This window comes from Helicobacter mastomyrinus (assembly GCF_039555295.1).
Classification (GTDB): domain Bacteria; phylum Campylobacterota; class Campylobacteria; order Campylobacterales; family Helicobacteraceae; genus Helicobacter_C; species Helicobacter_C mastomyrinus.
The window spans coordinates 2,040,834-2,064,235 of the sequence record NZ_CP145316.1 but is presented as its reverse complement, the minus strand read 5'-3'; the positions used below and the strand labels follow the sequence as shown (position 1 = coordinate 2,064,235).

At 39.2% G+C, this 23,402-nt stretch carries 22 protein-coding genes and 1 pseudogene; 2 read left to right on the top strand and 21 right to left on the bottom strand.

What is annotated here, in order from left to right; genetic code table 11:
• Positions 1-8: 8 nt before the first annotated feature.
• Both rseP and pgsA read right to left on the bottom strand, forming a co-directional pair.
• Positions 9-1,076: an RIP metalloprotease RseP gene (rseP, locus tag V3I05_RS10500; protein WP_295702008.1), complete on the bottom strand. Its 1,068-nt coding sequence runs from the start codon at positions 1,074-1,076 to the stop codon at positions 9-11.
• Positions 1,077-1,079: 3 nt separating this feature from the next.
• Positions 1,080-1,619, bottom strand: a complete 540-nt coding sequence (gene pgsA, locus V3I05_RS10495) for a CDP-diacylglycerol--glycerol-3-phosphate 3-phosphatidyltransferase (RefSeq protein WP_300448994.1) — start codon at positions 1,617-1,619, stop codon at positions 1,080-1,082.
• Between the two features lie 165 nt (positions 1,620-1,784).
• Here pgsA and corA point away from each other — a divergent pair, with 165 nt between their 5' ends.
• Both corA and V3I05_RS10485 read left to right on the top strand, forming a co-directional pair.
• Positions 1,785-2,753 carry a magnesium/cobalt transporter CorA gene (gene corA, locus V3I05_RS10490; RefSeq protein WP_295702003.1) on the top strand — a complete coding sequence of 323 codons (969 nt, stop codon included), beginning with the start codon at positions 1,785-1,787 and terminating at the stop codon, positions 2,751-2,753.
• On the top strand, positions 2,753-3,484 hold the full coding sequence (locus V3I05_RS10485; RefSeq protein ID WP_295702001.1) for a TerC family protein: 732 nt from the start codon (positions 2,753-2,755) through the stop codon (positions 3,482-3,484). The genes corA and V3I05_RS10485 overlap by 1 nt, the downstream gene beginning before the upstream one ends.
• A gap of 61 nt (positions 3,485-3,545) precedes the next feature.
• On the opposite strand, the pseudogene V3I05_RS10480 reads toward V3I05_RS10485, so the two are convergent.
• From V3I05_RS10480 to V3I05_RS10390, 19 genes and pseudogenes are all read right to left on the bottom strand, one after another.
• Positions 3,546-3,794: pseudogene (locus V3I05_RS10480) on the bottom strand (hypothetical protein); the annotation flags it as partial.
• A 498-nt stretch (positions 3,795-4,292) separates the two neighbouring features.
• Positions 4,293-6,386: a methyl-accepting chemotaxis protein gene (locus V3I05_RS10475; RefSeq protein ID WP_343353583.1), complete on the bottom strand. Its 2,094-nt coding sequence runs from the start codon at positions 6,384-6,386 to the stop codon at positions 4,293-4,295.
• A gap of 222 nt (positions 6,387-6,608) precedes the next feature.
• A complete protein-coding gene (locus V3I05_RS10470; protein WP_300447035.1) occupies positions 6,609-7,166 on the bottom strand; it encodes a Fe-S-containing hydro-lyase in 558 nt (185 codons plus the stop codon).
• 10 nt (positions 7,167-7,176) lie between these two features.
• On the bottom strand, positions 7,177-8,022 hold the full coding sequence (locus V3I05_RS10465; RefSeq protein ID WP_295700601.1) for a fumarate hydratase: 846 nt from the start codon (positions 8,020-8,022) through the stop codon (positions 7,177-7,179).
• A gap of 60 nt (positions 8,023-8,082) precedes the next feature.
• Positions 8,083-8,895 carry a hypothetical protein gene (locus V3I05_RS10460; RefSeq protein ID WP_343353581.1) on the bottom strand — a complete coding sequence of 271 codons (813 nt, stop codon included), beginning with the start codon at positions 8,893-8,895 and terminating at the stop codon, positions 8,083-8,085.
• 9 nt (positions 8,896-8,904) lie between these two features.
• A complete protein-coding gene (locus tag V3I05_RS10455) occupies positions 8,905-9,183 on the bottom strand; it encodes a hypothetical protein (RefSeq protein WP_300732505.1) in 279 nt (92 codons plus the stop codon).
• A gap of 64 nt (positions 9,184-9,247) precedes the next feature.
• On the bottom strand, positions 9,248-10,405 hold the full coding sequence (locus V3I05_RS10450; RefSeq protein WP_300447025.1) for an aminotransferase class V-fold PLP-dependent enzyme: 1,158 nt from the start codon (positions 10,403-10,405) through the stop codon (positions 9,248-9,250).
• A gap of 15 nt (positions 10,406-10,420) precedes the next feature.
• The gene (gene oadA / locus V3I05_RS10445) at positions 10,421-12,220 is read right to left on the bottom strand and encodes a sodium-extruding oxaloacetate decarboxylase subunit alpha (RefSeq protein WP_343353580.1); all 1,800 of its coding nucleotides are present in this window, start codon (positions 12,218-12,220) and stop codon (positions 10,421-10,423) included.
• A gap of 68 nt (positions 12,221-12,288) precedes the next feature.
• Positions 12,289-13,023, bottom strand: coding sequence for a YaaA family protein (locus V3I05_RS10440; RefSeq protein ID WP_300451606.1), 735 nt, complete (start codon positions 13,021-13,023; stop codon positions 12,289-12,291).
• Positions 13,020-14,138, bottom strand: coding sequence for an RsiV family protein (locus tag V3I05_RS10435; protein ID WP_300451609.1), 1,119 nt, complete (start codon positions 14,136-14,138; stop codon positions 13,020-13,022). The genes V3I05_RS10440 and V3I05_RS10435 overlap by 4 nt, the downstream gene beginning before the upstream one ends.
• 339 nt (positions 14,139-14,477) lie before the next feature.
• Positions 14,478-15,962: a malate dehydrogenase (quinone) gene (gene mqo / locus V3I05_RS10430; protein ID WP_300447014.1), complete on the bottom strand. Its 1,485-nt coding sequence runs from the start codon at positions 15,960-15,962 to the stop codon at positions 14,478-14,480.
• Between the two features lie 182 nt (positions 15,963-16,144).
• Complete coding sequence (gene ubiE / locus V3I05_RS10425; RefSeq protein ID WP_295700583.1) at positions 16,145-16,876, bottom strand: bifunctional demethylmenaquinone methyltransferase/2-methoxy-6-polyprenyl-1,4-benzoquinol methylase UbiE; 732 nt, start codon at positions 16,874-16,876, stop codon at positions 16,145-16,147.
• Between the two features lie 25 nt (positions 16,877-16,901).
• Entirely contained in the window at positions 16,902-18,308 is a 1,407-nt protein-coding gene (gene argH, locus V3I05_RS10420; protein WP_343353578.1) for an argininosuccinate lyase, read from the bottom strand.
• 9 nt (positions 18,309-18,317) lie between these two features.
• On the bottom strand, positions 18,318-18,758 hold the full coding sequence (gene hemJ, locus V3I05_RS10415; RefSeq protein ID WP_295700577.1) for a protoporphyrinogen oxidase HemJ: 441 nt from the start codon (positions 18,756-18,758) through the stop codon (positions 18,318-18,320).
• A gap of 167 nt (positions 18,759-18,925) precedes the next feature.
• A complete protein-coding gene (locus tag V3I05_RS10410) occupies positions 18,926-20,197 on the bottom strand; it encodes a hypothetical protein (RefSeq protein WP_343353576.1) in 1,272 nt (423 codons plus the stop codon).
• A 21-nt stretch (positions 20,198-20,218) separates the two neighbouring features.
• Complete coding sequence (locus tag V3I05_RS10405) at positions 20,219-21,355, bottom strand: Opr family porin (RefSeq protein ID WP_295700571.1); 1,137 nt, start codon at positions 21,353-21,355, stop codon at positions 20,219-20,221.
• A 258-nt stretch (positions 21,356-21,613) separates the two neighbouring features.
• Positions 21,614-21,811, bottom strand: a complete 198-nt coding sequence (locus tag V3I05_RS10400) for a DUF5408 family protein (protein ID WP_295700568.1) — start codon at positions 21,809-21,811, stop codon at positions 21,614-21,616.
• A complete protein-coding gene (locus tag V3I05_RS10395; protein ID WP_300742581.1) occupies positions 21,808-22,620 on the bottom strand; it encodes a metal ABC transporter permease in 813 nt (270 codons plus the stop codon). Before V3I05_RS10395 ends, V3I05_RS10400 begins: the two co-directional genes overlap by 4 nt.
• Positions 22,613-23,401: an ABC transporter ATP-binding protein gene (locus V3I05_RS10390; RefSeq protein ID WP_343353574.1), complete on the bottom strand. Its 789-nt coding sequence runs from the start codon at positions 23,399-23,401 to the stop codon at positions 22,613-22,615. Before V3I05_RS10390 ends, V3I05_RS10395 begins: the two co-directional genes overlap by 8 nt.
• Between the last annotated feature and the right edge of the window lies 1 nt (position 23,402).

Sequence of the window (23,402 nt, the reverse complement as noted above, 5' to 3'; positions counted from 1 at the left end):
TGCTCTCCCTAAAATGACAAACGCAATATATCATTATACAATCCTAATAACATTAATGCCAAGAGTATCGCCCAGCCACAAAGTGTAAGATAATACATCACATTTTCATTCGGAGGGGTGTGCATAATCATCTCATAACAATTAAACATAATATGCCCTCCATCAAGTGCAGGGATAGGCAGGAGATTCAAAATCCCAAGATTTACAGATATAAGTGCAGTAAGCCAAAATAATGTAACCCAGCCGTTATTAGAAGCTGAGCCTATCACAGATACAATGCTCACCACGCCGCCAACCTCACTGCTAGGCACTACACCGCTTATAAGCTTTACAATACTCTGCGCGATGAGTGTGCTAGCCTTAAACGTCTCATCTATACCATAGCTTAGACTTTCTAAAGCATTATATTTGACCTCACCCGTAACACCACTGCTTGCAATACCTATCATATTACGCATAATAGGCTCACCAAAAATATTTTTACTCCCCTGCTGTATGGGAGTAAGGGTAGTTTCAAAAAGATAGACTACATCATTTGTATTTTTGCGTTCAATCTGTATGTGTAGCTCACCATCTGTGTGGATAATCATAGAATCCAACTCTTCCCACGTCTTTATCCCTTTACCATTAATGCTTAAGATTCTATCCCCTGCTTGTATCCCAGCTTTTTGCGCGGGGAAGTCTGCTCTCACTTCACCCACGATAGGTAGCAAACTTATCTTGCCCCCCATACCCACAGCCACATAGAGCATAAATGCCAAAAGCAGATTAAACAAAGGTCCAGCGAGTAAAATCGCTATACGTTGATAGGGGGACTTTGCCAGATATGAATCTGGCTCATTGTTTTGTGTTTTTGGATTTGTGTCATCTTGCCCTTTGAGCTTCACATAGCCACCAAGCGGGATAAGAGAGAGGGCGTATTGTGTGTGTCCTATATACACACTTGCTATTTTTTTACCAAAACCAATACTAAAGACTTCTACACTCACCCCACAAAGCCTTGCCACAATAAAATGCCCTAACTCGTGGAAAAAAACTAAGAAAGATAGAATCAAAAGTGCAATAAAAATACTCATAAATTAAAGACTCTTCATATATTTAAGTGTATAGTCTGCCCCAGAATACAATGTGAGTGCGACAGCAATCCACAGAAGGACTTCCCCGCCTGGAAAGAAATCGGCTAATAAAAATGCAATAGCAGTAATTTGTGCTCCTGTCTTATATTTACCAGTATTACTTGCTGCTACACTCGCTCCGCTTCCAGCCACCATTACACGCAATCCTGTGATAAAAAACTCGCGTGAGAGGATAAGAAACGCCGCCCACGGAGAAGCCCTATCCAACATCAATAATGCAATAAAAGCGGATAAGATCAGCATTTTATCCGCCAATGGGTCAAATACCTCACCAAAACGCGAGTGCAGATGATATTCGCGTGCAATATAGCCATCAAAAAAATCCGTCAAAGAGGCAATACAAAAAATCAAACAAGTGAGATAATTCACCCAACTTCTATGAACACAATCAGGCAAAATACTATCATAATGCAAGGCAACAAAAAGCAATAAAATAGCTAGAAAAATCCGCGATATGCTTAATATATTAGGGAGATGCTTCACTTAGTTCCTTTAAATCTCTTAAATCGTTCATTGAGATTAAGATTTTACAACGGATTCTTTAACTTAAGCGCAAAAGCGGCGAAAGTTATCGTAGGGTTGGGCGAGTTTTGCTACAATCACGCCTTTATAGCCATATCTCCAAATTTTAAACAAAGGAGGCATATAATGATTAATATTTTTATTAGGCGCAATGGGCTTATTGTACGTGAAAGCCTACATTTAAGCGATGAAAAAGTTAAAATCCTTCAAGAGCACGATAAGATTCTCTGGATTGACTTATTTCAGCCATCAAGCGAAGAAGTGAATTATATTTCATATACTTATAATCTTGAAGTCCCCACCAAAGAAGAGAGAGAGGAGATTGAACAGTCTGCTCGTTATTGGGAAGATAGCGGAAGTATTACGATTAATACCTACTTCCTTGTGCGCTCTTTAGAAGCTGAATTGCGTAATGAAACTATCACCTTTTTACTCTGCAAAAATATCCTTTTTACTCTACGTTATAGTGAATTCCGCGTTTTTGATGAGATTCAGCAAATCGTCCTTGCCACGCCTAAAGTCTTTGAAGATGGCTTTGATTTACTTGGCAAAATCTTTGAAATCCGTGTAGAGAAGGATGCTGATTTGCTTGAAAGCGTGGCGAAAAACACACGTACCTTGCGCAAAAGGGTGTTCAACTCCTCTGTAATTAATTATGATGAAATGCTAGAGGACTTCTCCTCCTTGCAAGAGCTAAATATGAGTGTGCGGGATTCTCTCTTTGATAAACGGCGCGCTATCACGGCATTACTTAAGAGTGATAAGGCAGATTCCGAAGTAAAGCGCAATATGGGTATTGTGCTAAAAGACTTAAATTCGCTTGTAGAATTTACCACAGCAAATATGTATGCCCTTGATAATATCCAAACCATTCTTACCAACCAAATTAATATCGAGCAGAATAAGACCATCAAGCTTTTTACAGTGGTAACCGTGGCAATGATGCCCCCTACGCTTATAGGGACGATTTATGGAATGAACTTTGATAATATGCCTGAATTGCATTTGGACTTCTCCTACCCTGTGGTATTAGTCATTATGATTCTCTCTACCATTTTTCCTATTATTTATTTTAAGAAAAAAGGCTGGATTTAATGGATTTTTTATTTAATAGCGTTTTGTATTGGGTTGGGGATTTACAAGCGTGGGTAGCTCTAGGCACACTTGTATTCTTAGAGATTATTTTAGGCATTGATAACCTTATCTTTCTTGCTATCATTATCGCACGTCTGCCAGAATCTCAACGCGATAAGGCGCGGATTATTGGCTTATGCTTGGCTATGCTTTCACGTATCGTACTGCTTGTATGTCTTTTTTGGATTATGAAGCTTACCACACCGCTTTTTCATATCGCTGATTTTGCCCTGAGCGGACGAGACATCGTGCTATTTTTGGGTGGATTATTCCTTGTATATAAAGCCACAGGGGAGATTCACGCTATGACTGCGCAAAAAGAAGAACACCACAGCACAAAACAATATGCTGCCTTTGGCTTAGTACTTATACAAATTATGGTGCTTGATATTGTATTCTCGCTAGATTCTATTATCACAGCAGTGGGTATGGTAGATATTCTCCCGGTAATGATTATTGCCATTGTTGTAAGCGTATTAATTATGCTATTTGCCTCTAAAGGCGTTTCACATTTTATAGAATCTAATCCAAGTATCAAAACCTTAGCCCTAGCGTTTCTCATTCTTGTAGGGGTAATGCTTATCGCTGATAGTGCGCATTTTCATATACCTAGAGGATATATTTATTTTGCTATTATTTTTTCTTTAGGTGTGGAGATTCTTAATATTTACTTTATTAAATCACGCAAATAAAAGTGAGGATATAGGTGTATAATTCCCTTAAGACTTTTGAATCTTAAGGGAATTATAATGCTTAGAGGCTATAAATATGGCGCGCACTGACATTATATGTATATCCTACCATAAGTTTCCCTGTCCATCCTTGTATGAAGTATCCTTGTTTATAGATATATTGCTCCTCAAAAGGCACACGAGCAGCAATCTCTTTGCCCTGATATTTAACAATCACCCTCCTTAAACCAAAATTGAAAGCAAAATCAAAGCTCGTCCTCGTTATTGGTATATCGCTAGGAATCTCATCAAATGCCTTTCCACCACAAGTATTTACCCAGCTCCTATTCCTACAAACACAGCAAAGTTTGTACTCCTTGTGATAAAGTTATAGAGTGCGTCAAAATTGATATATTTGCCCTTACATTTTCCCCACTTACTGCACTTTTATGCTTTGCATCGGTATAGATAAAGTTTGCAAATCAACGGAGTGAGAAAGCGCTTATATCCAGCTAGGATTTCAAAAGCTGCACCTTTTTCTTTAGAATCAATGTAATGACTATAATTTTGAGATAAATATTGGTCTTTGATATTAACAACACCATAGCCTGCACCCGCCTCGTTTTTTACTTAAAAGCAAAAAAGTCAAAGTTACATTTAGATTTTATATGTAAAAGTGCAATGATTAAAGAGTCTCCCCTATAATGACTTGGCTTGTAAAGATAAAGGGGATTGTCGTTAGGAGGATAACAAGACAAGCCATTTGTGATAAAATTTAAGAATCCTTAAAGATTCTTAAATGCAATATCCCTCTAATTCAACATCCCCCCTAAAACTTCTTCTTATTCACATCATCAAGTATATCTCTAGCTACACTATCTACTCTCTCACTGATTTGAGCACTTGCATTCGCTATTTCTACATTCTCTTGTGTTACAGATTCTAAATGAGAGATAGCTTCATTGATTTGAGTAACACCTGTAGTTTGCTCTCTAATAGATTCTCCCATATCATTAATACTTTGCACTAAAAGATTTGTATTCGCTTCTATCTCTCCTAGAGATTTTTGAGTTCTCTCTGCTAGCTTTCTTACTTCATCAGCTACCACTGCAAATCCTCTGCCGTGTTCTCCTGCTCTTGCTGCTTCTATTGCTGCATTAAGAGCAAGTAAGTTTGTTTGGTCTGCTATATCTCTAATAATACCTATAACATTTTTAATATCTTCACTTTGTTGAATGACTTCTCCTGTTTTACCACTTACATTTTGCATAGATGAAGTAATCTCTTCTACAGCTTGAGCAGTTTGCTCTAAGCTACTTGCTTGAGAGTTAGTGAGATTTGTGAGATTATTCACTGCTTCTTGGAGACTTTGTGCTTCTTTACTTAATGTATGAGCAAAGTTTGCAGAAGTGGTAAGCATTTTTCTAATTTCTTCTCCTAGAGTATTTGTAACAACTTCTACTCGTCCTTTTGCATCTTTTACTTCTGTGGTGAAATCTAACTTGGTGTAGGTGTCAAAGACCCTTGCTATTTCATTGGTATCACTGCCTATTTTTCTTTGTAAATCATCAAGCATATGATTAAGCACATTTTTGAGTTCATTAAGCTGTGGGTTATGAGGAGTTTCTGTGATTCTTGCTTTTAGGTTTCCTTCTTCGATGGTTTTAGCTGTAGCCACAGATTGCTCTACGGCTTTAGCATCTTGTGCTAAGCCTATTCTTGTTTTTTCTATGTTTTCATTGATTTCTTTTGCCATTTGCCCAAACTCATCATTTGCCTTTGGAATTAATAAGGTCGGTGGTGTTTCCACTTCATGGCGGATATACTTAAAGAAGTCAAAAAGCAAGTGCGAAATATTTCTTAATCTTGCAACGACTTGTGTGCGAATAAAAACAAATATTATAAGTGTTACAAGAATAACAACAACAATATTTGCAGCTATCATTATATATCTAAGCTTCAAAACAGATGCATAAATAGAACCCTCTGGAGCCGAAACAATGATTGTCCATACCGCTGCTGTATCATCACTATCGCCAATATGGACATTTGCCACAGCGGCATAGCTCATCTCACCTAGTAAATTAATATAGCTAAAGATTCCCTCAATTTGATTTTCAATTGCATGTTTGAGTTCATTCATTGTAGGACTTTGATTTACTTCTCGTAAAAATTTACCCAAAAATTCTTTTCTTCCGTGAGCAGCAATAGTTGAATCTGTCGCATACACACCCTTAAAGTCGCCCTTATAAATAGAATTTTTTGGGTCTTGGAGTATGGCTGAAATACTTGCCAAATCAATAAATACACCCAAAACCCCATATACAACACCCTTTTTATCAATAAGAGGCTGATTTATCCCCATACCAAAATATTCTTTACCATCAATAGTTTGCCACGAGGGTGAACCTACCACTGGTTTCCCTGTCTCTAAAGCTTTTTTCACACTCTTAAAATTTGCAATGGATTCACTTGCTTGAATAATGTAACTTTCATTATCCCCATCGCTAATGGCTAAAACCATAAAATCACCATTAGGCAACCTGTGCTTAGGATTTACAATCCTCTCACCTCTGTATCGCTCATCTTTGGCAATATATATATAAGCAAAATTTCCCCATTCATTGCTATCAAACATATCTATAACATCATTTTCTAAAATACTCTGTGCGCCATTTTGCACATCACGTAATATAAACCCTTTTGAGGCGTTCATAGCAGTATAGATTCCATTAAAAATCCCCTCTGCCCAATTTGCCTCGCGTTTGGCGGCATTGATAAGCATTTTATTTGATTCTTCTTCTTGAATATTATGTGAAATTGTTACAATAATTGTTGTAACAATAAACATACAAACAACCAATATACTTGAAAAACCAAGCATAATCTTTGCACCAATATTTAAAGAACGAAAAAAACTCATTGTATCCTCCTGCATTTTTAAACTTTGAATTCTAGTATAAAAAATAAAAAAATACCATAAAATATAAAAATAAATTTAATTTTATTAAAAGTAGAAAGAAAAGGAGACAATATTTAAAACAATAATACAAGCTAAAATTATGGAATTCTCAAAATAAGGCAAAGCAAGATTTATCTAAATAGCCCTTAAACTCCTTCAATAAAGGAATCTATGGGGAAAACGCTAAATTTTCTTATACGGAGCTTGCCCTACTTCATAGTAATTATTACCCTCTGCATCAATAGCGACAATGGCAGGGAAATTTTCAATCGTAAGTCTAGCGACTGCTTCAGGTCCTAGCTCGGGATAAGCTAAAACCTCGTATTTTGTGATACATTTAGAGATGAGTGCCGCTGCACCACCCACAGCTACCATATACACAACCCCGTGTGCCACCATAGAATCTATCACTTCTTTGTTACGATAGCCCTTGCCAATCATTCCGTGAATACCCTGCTCAATAATCGTAGGCGTGTATTTATCCATTCTCCCGCTTGTCGTAGGTCCTGCTGAACCAATCGCATTGCCGGGCTTTGCGGGAGTAGGTCCTAGATAATAAATTGTCTCGCCTTGCAAATCCACAGGGAGCTTTTCTCCTCGTGCTAATGCTTCGGTAAGTGCCTTATGTGCTGCGTCACGTGCGGCTAAAATAGTCCCACTGATAAGCACACTCTCTCCTGCCTTAAGGCTCTTCGCCACCTCTTTGCTCAAAGGTGCAGTGATTTTTTTTGCTTCTGCCATTTTTCCCTCCTCATAGTTCAATATCTGCGTGTCTTGCGGCGTGGCAGTTGATATTCACTGCCACAGGCAATCCTGCAATATGTGTAGGATACCACTCTACATTCACAGCAAAGGCGGTTGTCGTGCCTCCTAGCCCTTGTGGTCCCACACCTGTTTTGTTCGCAATCTCTAGCAATTCCTCTTCAAGCTTTGCGTATCGTGGGTCTGGATTTTGAGAATCTATCTCCCGCACTGCTGCTTGTTTAGCAAGAATCGCCGCCTTTTCCATCGTTCCGCCAATGCCTACTCCAATCACCATAGGTGGACAAGCATTAGGTCCTGCGAGTTTTACCGCTTCGGTGAAAACCTTTTTCACGCCATCGATTCCATCAGCTGGGACAAGCATTTTAAGCACAGATTTATTTTCGCTTCCAAAGCCCTTAGGGCAAACCTTCAAACGCAATTTATCGCCCTTAATAATGCGTGTGTGGATAACAGCGGGCGTATTATTTGTCGTATTTTTGCGCTCATAGAGGGGTTCAGCCACGACTGATTTACGCAAGTAGCCATTTGTATAGCCATCGCGTATGCCCTCATTTATCGCATCTTCGAGATATCCCCCAACGATATGCACATCTTGCCCAATTTCTACAAATACTACAGTCATACCCGTATCCTGACAAATAGGCATCATATTATCTTTAGCAATTTTGCCATTTTCGATAAGGGTATCAAGGATATTTTGCCCTAAGGCTGATTGCTCTGTCTTTTTTGCCTCACTAAAAGCGTGGCGGATATCGGGTGTTTGGATACAGCACGCGTCAATGGCAAGTTTTGCAACAGCGGATTTAATATCCTCATATCGCACTTCTCTCATATTCTCCTCCTTGTATTTGATAAACCACAAGATTTTACTCTACTCAAAGTAAATCTTACATTAAAACCATTTATTGAATCCAAAGCCAAATTCTAAGCCAAGCATTGCCTGTGTCGCCTGTGGATAGACACTAGAGACGCCATCGCGATTAATGACACTAAAAGCCGCAGCATCTAAATGGGTAAGCGTGAGATGAAGCTTACTATAAAGCCCATAGAGCTTGTTTTTATGCAATCCTATAAAAGCGCGGATTTGATGATTGTTGACTTCTAAGCGGGAATAACTTGTAGAAGTGCCAAATCGAGCAGGTGAGTATTTTTGATACGTCTCAGGATAGGTATAAACCCCATAGAAGCCATAAAGATAAGAGATTCCATACTCTAGGGCGAGATTATTTTGCATTAAATATGAGCCGCTTAATCCAAGCCCCAATGCAAAAAGTGCAGAATCTGGCACGCCATATTTTTCATCAAAAATAAAACCCCCTAAGCCCAATACCACACCTAGAAAAAGTGGATTTTGCATATCATTTTTTACATTTTTGCCTAAAAATATCGTGCTATCTATATATGCACCATAGGTATTAAATCTATCCTTATCATAGGCTATCACATTATTGTTACCATTCTTTACATTGGCATTAAGGAAGCCAAAGGTAAGATTCCACATAAAGCCATATTTTGCGCTGTATTGAGAAAAAAGTGTATTTAAAGTAATGCCAAGCATTGACATATCGTGTAAAGAAGTATTATGAATCCCCGCTAATGCACCTAGCCCGATTTTATAATCGCTGCATTTAAATTCATCGCAGCTATACTCCGCCCTAAGTATACAGAGAAAGCAGCACAAGAGGGCAAAGATTCTGTGAAGCATCGATTAAAACTACCAATTTATAGGCGGACTTGTAAAACTAATATCCTTACAACTTTTGTTGAATATGCAATTAAGTCCCCAAGTAAGCCCTGTAATACCTATTGCAGTTAGCCAAAGCTCGCCTTTTGTTTCCTCCATTTCTGCATTATCTAAAAATGCTACATTTACTTCAGCATTGCCAAAGAGTAGCTCTTTATCGGTATTTGAAAGTGCTTTTTGAGATTCAATTCCACTAAGAGTAGCCACACAAAAAGCCAAAGCCAAACCTATACTCAAAAACTTTTTCACAAGAACCTCCTTAAAGTTTTTATAGATATTTATTGTAATATGTTTTAGATAAACTATGGTTTCTTTAAACATAAACTTTTGCTAAAAATTCTATAGCTCTCAATGTCTGCTCTATCTCTGCGTGTGTATTAAACGCTCCTATACTTAAGCGCACACTTCCCCCACACTCGAAGCTCCCCATACTCTTATGCGTTAATGGTGAGCAGTGCAGCCCCACACGTGAGAGAATCCCAAACTCCCTATCAAGTCTCAATCCCACCTGTGAGGGAGAGGCATTAATAATATTAAAAGACACATTAGCCACACATTGTGGAGATTCTATCTCATAAAGCAGGACACTACTTATCGATTTTAAACCCTCATAGAGCTGCCTATATAAATCCATTTGCCTTGCGTGAATCTGCGCTATGCCCCCGCTTTGCTCTATCCACTCTAGCGCAGCTCTAAGCCCAGCAATAGCGCACATATTAGGTGTACCACTCTCATATTTATCAGGTAAGAATCTCGGCTGAATGCTCTCTTCACTTTGTGAGCCTGTGCCACCCTGCATAAAGCTTTGTAACACATTTTCATCAAAGGCAGGATTCAAACTCATAAAACCTAAGCTACTAGGTGCATACAAGCCCTTATGGCACGAGCCACAAATAATATCCGCATCATTTGCTGATAGTGGCAAATGCCCTATGGCTTGGGAACTATCAAGGATAAAAATCACCCCATACTTTTTGCAAAGCGTATAAATCTCTGCTATGGGTAACACCGCGCCACTTACGTTGTTTGCATACACACATACGCATACCCTAGCATTTTGTAAGGTAGATTCTAAATGCGATAGATGAATAGCGCAGGTTGGGCTTGATTGGATTATCTCTACTTGAATGTGACGTGTGTTTTTTAACTCCATAAGCGGACGAATCACACTATTATGCTCTAAGCTTGTAGTTACTACCCTATCATTTTCTTGCAAGATTCCATACAATGCGCTATTTAGCATCATCGTGGCATTTGCACCAAATATTACTCGCTCCTCTCTGCTCTGCCCTAAGAGTTTTGCCAAAGCCACACGCGCCTCATATAGAATCTGCCCAGAGGCGATAGATAGGCTATGAGCACTTCTTGCAGGAGAAGCCCCAATATGGCTAAGATAAGCACTCACGCTATCTATCACGCATTGAGGCTTAGGGAAAGAGGTAGCAGCGTTGTCTAAATAAATATAATCCACATAGAATCCAATAGACTAGCCAAGCAACATAATCGCCACATCGCTCCCTATTTGCATACCCTGCGTGGCATAAATCTCTTTCACCACGCCATCTATGGGGGATAGCACTTCATTTTCCATTTTCATTGCTTCTACGATGGCTAATGTATCGCCTTGATTCACCTTATCGCCTACTTTTACCTTAATCTTAGTGAGTGTGCCGGGCATTGGGGATTTAGCGTGTCCGGGAGCAGTAACTTGAGGTAACGCACCTGCCTTTTGCTCTTTTTGAATCTTACCCTCTAGGGATTTATCAACACTCTCCACAAACACCTCTTTTAGCTCACCATCAACACGGATAAAAAACGGACGCACTTCATCTGTCTTTTCTCCGCTGCCCTCAACCTTAATCGCATAATGTTCGCCATTAACGACAATTTCAAATTCTTTAGGCAGTTTATCATCACATCGCTCCTCAAAGGATTCTAAAGGCTCTGGGCTTAGGGTATTGCTATTGCGCTCTTGTAAAAATGTCTCCGCAATAGAGCCAAATATCGCATAGGATAGAACATCTTGCGGGCTTTTCGCAAATGCTTTACTCTCCTCTTTTGCCTTCTGTAATTCAGGTTTTAGTAAATCGGCGGGGCGCACAGAGAGCATTTCCTCACCCTCATTTAAAACTTTTTCAACCAAAGCTTGATTTAAAGGTGCAGGGGTGCGTCCATACAGCCCTCTAATCACATTGCGCGTTTCAGTCGTAATCGTCTTATATCTCTCTCCCATTAGCACATTTAACACCGCCTGTGTACCTACAATTTGGCTTGATGGCGTTACCAAAGGCACATAGCCAAAATCCGCGCGGACATTGGGAATCTCACGCATAACTTCGTCCATTCTATCAAGCGCATTTTGCTCTTTGAGCTGATTTGCCATATTAGAAATCATACCTCCAGGGATTTGGCTAACAAGCACACGTGTATCAATTTGATTATATTGGGATTCAAATTTCTTATACTTTCTGCGATTTTTACGCAAAATATCTGCTGCCTCCTCCATAGGAACTATATCAAGCTTACTATCCCATTGCGTGTCTTTCAATGTGGCGACCATAGATTGAGTGCAGGGGTGGCTTGTGCCTTCACTCAAGGCAGAATTTGCTAAATCTAAGACATCAACTCCAGCTTCAACGGCCTTTAAATGGGCTCCAAAGGCAAAACCAGCCGTAGAATGCGTATGCAAACTCAAAGATACATTAATCTCTGCTTTCAAGGCTTTGACAAGCTCATAAGCCGCAAATGGCGTAAGTAATCCAGCCATATCTTTAATAGCAAGAGAATCACAGCCTATAGACACAAGCTCCTTAGCATAGCTCACAAAACGAGCAATACTATGCACGGGCGAAGTCGTGTAGCAAATCGCCCCTTGTGCGTGTTTGCCATATTTTTTAACACTTTCAATGGCTTTTTTAAGGTTACGTGCGTCATTAAAGGCATCAAAGATTCTAAAAATATCCATACCCGCCTCGGCAGAAAGCCGCACAAACTCCTCCACCACATCATCGGCATAATGGCGATAACCGATGAGATTTTGCCCCCTTAGCAGCATTTGCAAAGGTGTTTTAACACATACCTTTTTAAACTCATTTAACCGCTCAAAAGGATCTTCTTTAAGATAACGCAAACAGGTATCATAAGTCGCCCCGCCCCATACTTCTAAACTATGAAACCCAATAGAATCAAAGATTTTTGCTGCTTCTATTAAATCCTCTGTTCGCATACGCGTAGCTAAAAGTGATTGATGCCCATCGCGTAAGCTATTTTCTGTGATTTTTACCATAAGCCCACCTTAAGTTGAAATGTATGAGAGATTCTATCGCATTTGATATTATAAAACATAGAATCCCGCTAAGAGAATGCCTCATAAGTTAATATAGTAGCATTTTGTGAGTGCTGAGTAGAGAGAAGTTTGAGAGAATCTAGCTTTAGTCCTGCTAATTGCTCAATGCTAGAAATACCCTGCTGTGCTATTGCCCTTGCATACAAGCCACGATAAAACTTTGCATAATGGCTCACTTTCTTACCATTTTTGAGAAACACCACTTGAGCAGATATTTTACAATGCTTCAGGGGATAGACCTTGATATATGCTTCCGCACGTAAATCTAGCACTTCACAATCTTGAAAAAATATATCAAGTGCAGGCTTTAAGCCCTCATAGAGCGTTTTTAACGCAAAAACCTCTCTACCCTTGCCTTGATGGAGATTATAGTATGCCAAAGGCTCATCTGCCCTCACCATACCAAAGAGATTGCTAAAAATATAAAGATTCTCGCGGATATACTCTTGAGCAGCACTCTCTAGGCTTTCAAAATCTAATGCCTTATACGCTACACCGCTATAAAGCCTGATAGCCTCCAATGTAGGGGCTTGAAGTAGATTTTGACAAAGGGCTAAATCCTGCAAATCAAGGCTCTTACTCCCAAAAACCGCCATAATCTCACTTTCACTTGCATTATGTAAAAACTGCAAATATGCATTCAAAGCATTTGAATGCAAAGTATCTGCAATATGTGAATTAAGGCAATATGGGCTATTGTGAGGGATATTTTTAGATTCACTAGGGGCAAAGAATATTTTCATTGGAATAAATACCCATAGGGAGATTGCATATTGGCATAATCTTTTAGTTCCTTATATGAAATCCCAAGGGTGATAATCCCTGCTGCATAAGGGGTTATGTCATATTCCTGCCATACAAAGACAATCCCTCTTTCATTCATAAAAAATACTTCGGGAATCTCGACTTCATCGAGATTAAAAAACATATCCTTACCATACTCTTTCACAAGATGTTCAATGATTTTTGTCCGCACTTGCACTAAAGATTCAGCCCTAAAAAGGCTCTTTATGTCTTGAGGCAAAGATTCTCCACTTTGCACGCTAAAGGCTTGCATATTCATACTTTTACTGCCGTGTGCGCCACCCTCATAGCGATATGTATCATTTCTAAGCATAATGATATGCTTATCAACAAAATATACAGACTGCTGCTGTATGCTATCTGTATCCCATTGCATATTCTCATCATAATCTTTTACTACCTCTGCTTGTAATGCTTCGCCCAAAGCCTTTGTGTCTTTATTGTCATTGAGGGCTGTGTTTATCTTCTCACAACTTGCAACACTCATTGTGTTGTTGCATTTGATGATGGGACGCTCAATATATTTGTAGTATTTTTTCTCTTGTTTATTTTGCGCCTCAAAAGAAGCATTTATCACATCCGCTTGATTAAGTGGCATATCCATATCTTGGGTTAAAATAAAGACTGAATGCTCATTTTCACCCTCAAACTTATCTAGTCCCTTATCGCTAGGGGTTTTTTCCTTATCACTCCACTTACCTTTCACACTTAGCACATTGTGATCAATATGAAAGGCTAGATTCTCTATTTTATACACAGCATAATGATAGGCATCATCGACAAAAGTTATCCTCGCTTGCATATCTAGTGCATTTAGAGTATCTTTATGATAAAGCGCTATCGGCGGGTAAGCTAAAGTCAAATAAGCTTTAATGGGCTTTTTATCGAAAGTGCCTTTCATAACAAATGTTCGCTTCTCATTTTCACCAAAATGCAAAATCTGCGTTAGTTCCTGTGGATTTAAGTGCTCAAACTCTGCTTCTTTATGCGAATCCCCACAACCCACAAACCACACGCCTACACATAACATTACAAATATCACCATATAACGCATAAGAATCCTTGTATTTATTTATAATGAATCATACCTTCTTTAAGGTAAGTGTTTTTAAATAGAGCATAACACAGATTTTTATTTACCACCCCACGAGATTTGCCTTACTTAATGTATAAAAATATAGCCCTATACAATAAAAGTAAAATACTACACTCTACAAACCCTAGAATCTTAAGAATAGAGTTTTTAATCTTGGAATATACCAATAATGAAATACAATATATTTTGCCCATACGCTAGATTTATCATTTTATAGAATCTTTAACTTTAAAAATAAGTCAAAGATTCATTTAAAACTCTTGCGATGAAAATGCAATAAAGAGAATGTAATCTTAATTAAATAGCACAAAATGGCATTTGAAGAACTTGCGCTGTTTGAGAGCGACATTCGTTAAAATGTGTGATATTCTCCTCAAGTGAGCGCTTATAGGAGGGCACCATTTGGATTAGTTTATCTTTCCACTCATTTGATTGCATTTCTGTGCCAAAACAACGTTCAAGCACTTGCAACATAATATCCACCACCGTAGAGGCTCCCGGAGAGGCACCAAGCAAGGCTGCCAACGAACCATCACTTGAAGTAATCACCTCTGTGCCAAATTGCAAACTTCCTCTGCCCTTAGCATCTTTTTTGATAATCTGCACCCTCTGTCCTGCAAACATTGCTTTCCAATCTTTCAACTCCGCAGCCGGCATAAATACATTGAGCTTTCTCATACGCTGCTTATTTGACATCAAAATTTGCTTAATAAGGTATATCGTAAGTGGCATATTATCGATTCCTGCCTGAACCATAGGGAGAAAATTGCTTGGTCTTACTGATAAAGGAAAATCAAGCAAACTGCCACGTTTGAGGAACTTTGTATTAAATCCCGCATAGGGTCCAAAGAGTAGTTCCCTTTTGCCATCAATAATACGTGTGTCTAAATGTGGCACTGACATAGGGGGGTCACCAATAGAAGCCTTACCATAGATTTTAGCGTGATGTTTATCGATAATCTCTCGATTTTTACACACAAGCCACAGCCCTCCTACAGGGAATCCACCATATTCTTTGCCTTCAGGTATGCCACTCTTTTGCAATAATGGAAATGAACCGCCTCCACCGCCTAGAAATACAAATTTCGCCCTAATCTGCTTTCTCTCTCCACTTTGCTTATCTAGCACATCTAGTCGCCACTTATTGCCCTCTTTTTCTAAATCATACACTTTATGATTTACATACACATCAAAGCCATCTTTTTGACTAAGCTTATTTCTAAACTGCCGCACCATTTCGCCAAAATTAACATCACTACCCTCTTCCATATAAGTAACGGCTATGTGCTGCTTATCATCTCGCCCTTCAAGCAAAAGCGGCGCCCATTGCTTAATCTGCTCTCTATCTTCGGAATAGTACATATTGGCAAACAATGGAGAGGTTTTCAATGTCTCATATCGCTGCTTCAAATAAGGCACGATATGATCTACCACAAAGCTTAAATGCGGCACAGGATTAATAAATGTGCGTGGCTCTTTGAGAATCCCTACTTTCACGCAATATGCCCAAAACTCCTTGCTTAGCTCATACTGCTGATTGATTTTCAATGCTTTAGTAATATCAATACTGCCATCTTCTTTTTTAGGCGTATAGTTTAACTCACATAATGCCTGATGTCCTGTCCCCGCATTATTCCAAGTCATACTGCTCTCTAATCCCACATCTTCAAGCATTTCATATATACTAATATGTGTAGAAGGACTAAGTTCCTTTAACATCGCTGCTAAAGTAAGGCTCATCACGCCCCCACCAACCAAAACTACCTCTGAATCCTCACTCATTCCTTCTCCTTACTTTCGCGCAAACTCATATCTATTTAAGATTCTCATTGTAAAATTCTCCTTATAGTAAAGCATTTTTGTAAATAGATCTTACAAAAAGTAAAATAAAATGATACCTTGTTACTAAAATAACATTTTATATCCATATTTCAGTTTAAAATTATTGAGAGCTTTACTTATTTTTAAGATTTGATACCTATATATAATGTAGAAATATCCGCACTATATCCTTTCACAAAATAGCTGCTCACACCTCGTGCCTGAAGCTTTTCCTCTAGTTGCTCAATACTCACAAAATCTTTGATAGAATTAGGCAGATACTTATACGCTGCATAATTACGCGAGAGTAACCCCCCAACCAAAGGCAGAATCTTGCGTGTATAAAAGCGCATAAGAGATTGCAAAAGCCCTTTTTTTTCATTATTCATAAATTCTAAAATTACCAAAACCCCGCCACTTTTTAGCACACGTACAAATTCATCAAGTGCCTCATCAAGTGCCACGACATTGCGTAATCCATAAGCAATAGAGAGGATATCCACATTTGCAGATTCTATGCCAAGAGCCTTTGCCTCGCCAACACTAAGTTGCAATCTATCCTCTGTAAATAAAGGGTTAAGCTTTTGCCTTGCGACTTCAAGCATTCCCCTTGATGGGTCAATCCCGCACATTTTTACAATCTGCTTATGCACCTTTTTTGACTCTTTATCCCAATGCCACAACATATCGCCCGTGCCACACGCCACATCAAGCACACAGCCAATTTCATCTCTACCCAACGCCTCAAATGCCTTCTCACACGCTACCTTGCGCCATTTAACATCTATGCCTAGGCTCATCACGCGATTTGCCTTATCATAGCTTGGAGCAATCTCATCAAACATACTTACGATTTTTTCTTGCTTTTTACTCATATCTACCCGCCTGTTTTGCTAGATTCTATAGTGCTTGTTCTAATTGTGCCTTGATATTTTTGACAAAATGCGTGAGGGCTTCTATTTGTGCGTGTGTTTGAGAAGTAGCAGTGCCGCCCAGGGTGTCGCGTGCGTTCATTGAATATTCTAAAGACAGCACCGCCTTTACTCCTGCTTTAATACGTGAATCTAGTGCCATAATCTCCACCTCATTTAAATCACTTATATCCACACCCTTAGATTCTGCATAAGCCACCACCTGTCCAGTAATATGATGTGCATCACGAAATGCCACATTGCATTCCCGCACGAGAAAATCCGCTAAATCAGTCGCGCTCAAATGCCCTTTTTTTGCCATTTTATACATATTATCTGTGCGAATCTCCATCGTGCAGAGGCATTCCCTAGCGATTTTTAAGCAAATCATTACATTTCTAATCGCATCAAAGACGCCCTCCTTATCCTCCTGTATATCTTTATTATACGCTAGGGGCAGTCCTTTCATCACACTTAAAAGCCCCATTAAAGCCCCATACACACGCCCACTCTTACCGCGCAAAAGTTCAGGCACATCGGGATTTTTTTTCTGCGGCATAATCGAGCTACCCGTCGCATACGCATCACTTAGAGTGATAAATGCAAATTCCTGTGTGCTCCATAGCACGAGTTCTTCAGCCACACGCGAGATGTGCATCATTATCATAGAAAGGCTATAAAGCATATCAAGGGCAAAATCCCTATCACTTACAGAATCCATCGCATTAAGCGTAGGTGCGCTAAATCCTAGCTCTTTAGCAAGAAAATTTCTATCATTTTTATAGGGTGTTCCTGCTAATGCCCCACTCCCAAGCGGACAGAAGTTATTACGTTTAAAATCCGCTTCCAATCGCTCTATGTCGCGCTTAAAATTACACGCCCAAGCCACGAGATGAAAGCCAAAGCTCACAGGTTGAGCGTGTTGTAAATGTGTGAATCCGGGCATAATGCTTTGTGTATGTGCCTTTGCGATTTCTAAGATAGATTCTATAAGTTCTACAAGCAAAGATTGAATAATGAGATTATGCCTTAATACGTAAAGCCGAAAATCAAGCGCGACTTGGTCATTGCGACTTCTTGCGGTATGGAGCTTTTTACCCACATCACCAATAAGCTCTGTAAGGGCAGATTCTATTGCCATATGTATATCTTCATCACCTGCCTTAAACTCAAAACGCCCCTCTTCAATGGATTGAGCGATACTCTCTAAGCCTTTGCAAATCGCCTCTACCTCATTTGGTGCCAACACACCGATATTACCAAGCATTTTTGTATGAGCTTTTGAACCACTTATATCCTCACGCCACAAGGCTTTATCAAAAAAAATCGAAGCATTAAATTCCTCTAAAAGTGAGCTAGATTCTAAACCAAATCGCCCTCCCCATAACTTCGCCATATTGCCTTCCTAGAATGGTTTGCATACTGCTAAAATAGCAATAATGATAAGTAAAAGTGTGGGAATCTCATTAAAAAATCTAAAGAATTTATGGCTTCTTTTGCAGCTGCCATTCCCCAATGTCTTAATAAAATATCCGCAGAGTAAATGATAGATTACAAGTATTATCACAAATGTGAGTTTAATATGTAGCCAAATACCCGAAGTCGCCACTTGAAGTAATGAGGGGTGGAGGGTAATCATTGCTATGCCTGTAAGCAGGGTAAGCACAATAGCGGGTGTGCCGATATATTTATAAAGTTTCACTTCTTGTATTTTAACAACACTCACAAAGCCCTCATTGTCTCTATTTTGTGCGTGATACACAAATAATCGAGGTAAATAAAATAACATCGCCATCCACGATACAAGCACGATAATATGAAATGCTTTGATATACGCATACTCCATCTTTTCTCCTTGTTCTACTCAATGCAACAAAAGCGTTATTATACATTGTTTTGAAGCATTTTTAAGAAAGTTTTTTTCTAAGAGATTTTAGAGCGTTAAGAAATGGGGGACAATAAGGAGGGGGGGGGTACTAGGCTAAACTAGCCTAGTAAGATTGTTAAGATAAATTAGAATCCAAGCTTAGCAAAGACATAAGCAGAGTCTTGCCATTTAGTTCCATCAGTAATACCTGTTAGCGCACTGCCTAGAGTAGTATCATCGTTGCTACCATAACCTGTGCCTACATAGCCACCACCGACTGAAAAGTGCATTTGCCCACTTTCCCATAGTTTAAAAGCAACGATAGCAGAAATTTCTTTGTAGTTACCACCTGCATAGAGCAAGTCAAGTGCTATACGTTTAGCTTCTAAACCACCAAAGACATACCAAGTTGAAGCATTATTGTTTATACCCAAGGAATTACCCACTCCAGCACCACATAACAATCCTGCTCTATAGCCATAGAATCTTGCCCTATCACCATAGTTAAGCAAGAAAGTATCTTTACTTGAAGTGATATATCCTGCTCCAAGCTTCCATATCTCGCTAAAGCGTAATTCTTCATCAAGCCAAAAAGTAGTGCCACTATTGCCGCTGCCATCTTTTACAAGATTTGTTGTGCTAAATATACCTCTTAACGTAGTAATAGATTTTAATCCGCCATCGCCAAGCTCAAGTTGTGCCTTTGCTCCAGCATTAAGAACATCTATACCACCGCTATTTGCTCTTGTATCCGTGCTTGTAAGATATGAAGCAAAAGGTGAGATTCTAAATGCGCCAAAATTCACATCTACGCCTCCAGAGACAAGCTCACCTTGATGGTTTTTTTGCCCTTGATATGTATCAAAGCTTGAAAGCTCATAACCTATTCTATTGAAGGCTTGTCCTGCACCAAGTTGTGAATTTCTCCAATATGCCCAGAGGCTCACAGCTCCACCATCAACATTTAAAGCCGCACCTTGTGTATTACCATAAATCCAATCTACACCTGTATAGTTCTTGCGGTCTTTACCCATATAAAATTCACCAATATCAAAGCGTCCGCCAATTACTCTTAAACGTCTGCCATCATAGCGCAAATATGCATCAGATACATCAACATTTCTAGGAAACGCTATATCGCCTACATTCTGGGGGCTATCACCTGTAGCGTAGAATGGATAACCACCCCATGCACCAAGCCCTATGCTGAAGGCTGAGCCTAAACCTACCTCTACACCTACTCTTGCACTCACATTAGCATAAGCTCTTTGCACTTCCTTGCCATTATTTTGCACGCCCAAACCACCAAAACCTTGATGATAGAACGCACCTAAATGTCCAAAGGGTGTTACTTCTACAGCACTTGCACTTGCAGCCATTGCACCCACGAGCGCGAGTGATACATAGACTTTTTTCATATACTCTCCTTATAAAGTAGTTTAAAAACTAACCTGTCCAAATACACGGGCTAGCAAATAATTCCTGCCATCATTGGCGAAAATAGAATTATCGAGCGTAAAATCGGCATTATTTATCATTCCTATAACTTTTACACCCAATTCAATATTATATTGGGGTTCAGATACAAGCCCTATCTCCCAATTAAAGATATGTTTAGTCCCAATAGATGTATGACGGATAGCCGAATCAAGCTGTATATATTGCTTCAAGTCATATTGTAAAAATGCGTAAAGTGTAGTAGCATCATTATAAAATAAACCTTCTCTTCTCTCAAAATAGCTACTTTGCCCAAAGGCATCAATACCTCTTGCACCATTTTCAGTAACAGAAATCACACCTCCACCGACATTAAAGCCAGACCATTTTGCACCACCCTCTAGCCATACAAATCCACCATCACCATTTGTAACAGCATAATCTATAACCCGATCGCTTTTACTCACAAAAGAAAGAAAGTGCATTTTACCATACAGCGTAGCCGATGGTGCAGGGACAGCAACAAGCACCTTAAGCCCAAACGCGGTAAAATCGCTAGGGGCAGCATAGATATAAGGTGTAATTTGCAATGGGGAATCTGGCAATGTTGCAGCTGCACTCAAGTATAGAGATCCCACACCCCCAAAAGGATTATAAAAGTCGTCCATTCGATAATTTGTAACATAAGCACTTCTATTCGCCCAAATAAAATCAATCTTAAGATTCTCTATATCCTCATAGCTTAATGCCGCACCTTGTGTATAATACTTAATCCATTCACTATCAATAGCAAAACGTCCCAGAGATGCGCTAATACGATTAGGATTTGTAAAGTTTGCATAGAGCTCTGTAAAAACGAAATTGCTCTTCACTTGCGAAAAATCTCCAGTATTGAGCTGAAAAAGCTTTGTAGCAGCCCACATAGAAGCACCAAGAGCCACACCACGTAATCGCCGAGTTTGATAGGCAAGTGAAACATTCGCATCGACAAAACTAGGCGCACCACCTGTCATACCTTGATAATACAACCCCATATGCCCACTTGGCTTCCCTGTAAGGAGTAATTGTGCGATGTCATTTGTATATGCACTCTGCAATAAAGCACATATAAATACAAAAATACGTAATGCTCTTTTCATAAAATCCCTTGAATTTCTCAATCCTTTTAGAATCTCACTTTACGTAAATGTATTAGCAAAAATAATTCCATATCAAGCCATCATCATAGTGCCCTTCATCAAGAAGGAATGTTCAAAGCATTAATAGCAATACATTTATTCTCTCTATTTAATGCCTGCAAATAATCTTGTTTTTTCATTTAAGCCAAAACAAGAAAGAAAACTCACTCTCTGCTATCTTAACGCTCTGCTGCCCTATCCTCTAATCAATGCAAGATTCTACTCTTGTGGTATGTATCGCGTAATTCCCGCTTGTTCTTGTAATTCCTTGATTTCCTTACTCATCGCAGCAGTAGCACTTGCCTGAATGATAAGTATGTAGATATTAATAAGGCTTAAAAGCAAAGTAACAAACACGCAAAAAAGCGCGATTTTTACCGCTCGTTTGGCAATCTTTTGACTTTCTTCTTCTTTCATAGAATCCTCCTTATAAATTTGTGAAATATAATAGCCCCAAACATCGCAAATGCAAGTAAAACAACGATACACGCCCCTATACTGACATTACACCAATATGCGACAAAAAATCCCACCCATATAGAAATAAGCGAAATGAGCCACGAAATACACATCATAAATGCTAATGAATGCGAAAACAAATGAGCGATATAAGCGGGGATTGAGAGAATAGCTAGAATTAAAATTAATCCTCCCACACTCATTGAAAGCACTACTCCTATGGCAATAAGCACGAAAATAATGCTCGTCCAAGCATATACATTTAAGCCCTTAAGTGTGCAAAACTCATTATCATAAAAAAGTGCTAACATTTCATAATAATACAATGCCACAAAAAGCACTAAAAATACATCAAAAATACCCATAGCAATCATTTCTTCTAAGCCCACAGCCAAAAGAGAGCCAAAAAGATAGCTTGATATGTCGCTATTATAGCCGGGTGTGATGTCAATAAAAATTACGCCTATTGCCATACCAAAAGCCCAACTCGCCCCCACATACGCATCAAGCCGCTCTTTTTGATATAAAAACGCATAAGAAAGAAATAAAGCCATTATCACGCCAAAGAGCAATGCTCCAAATGTCGTGCTAAAGCCAAAAAATAACGCCGCACCCACACCGCCAAATGCGCTATGTGCCACACCTCCTGCGACAAAAACATTTTTATTGGCGACAATGATTGAGCCAATAATCCCACTGCAAATACTTACCAAAAAGGACATAAAAAGTGCTACCCACACAAATTGATAGGAGAATATTTCAGCCATTTGCCGCTTCCTTGGCATTTGTCTGCGGTGCCAAAGACACATTCAATTGAGAATCTTCGCTTAGATTCTGTACTTTTTGCGCAAAAGAGTTAAGAATATCCACCTCGCAAATATGCCCTTTTAAGTCCAAATCGCATTGAAGAATATTATGAGTAAGCGCGTATTTATTCACATAAAGCACCTTTTTTGCATAGCCTAGAATAAAGCTAATATCGTGGCTCACTACGATAATGCTTATATGTTTATTAAGTTTTAAGAGTAACTCATAAATCTCCCCTTGCGCCTTGACATCGACACTTGCAGTTGGCTCATCAAGGATAAGAAGCCTTGTGCGATTAACTAAAGCGCGGGCAATAAGCACCTTTTGCCTCTCTCCACCTGATAAAGCGTTAATAGGCTTTTGGGCAAGATGGGCGATATGGAGCTGCTCCATTGCATCTTGCACCGCTTTGAGATGTTTGCGGACTCTAAAGCCTAATATGCTAGGCTTTAGCAAACCTAATGTAATAACATCTCTCACACAGATAGGAAAATTCATATTGAAATTTGTATTTTGCGGGACATAGCCAATTTGTGTTAATTCCATACCCTGTGCAAAGCTTATGGAGCCACTTTGTGCCTTAAGAAGCCCTAAAATAAGCCTTACTAATGTGCTTTTACCTCCACCATTTGGTCCAATAATCGCCCAAAAATCCCCATCTTGCACTTCAAAATTCACATTTTCAAGCACATTATGCGATGTGTAGGCAAAACTAAGATTCTTAATATCTAAAAGCGACATA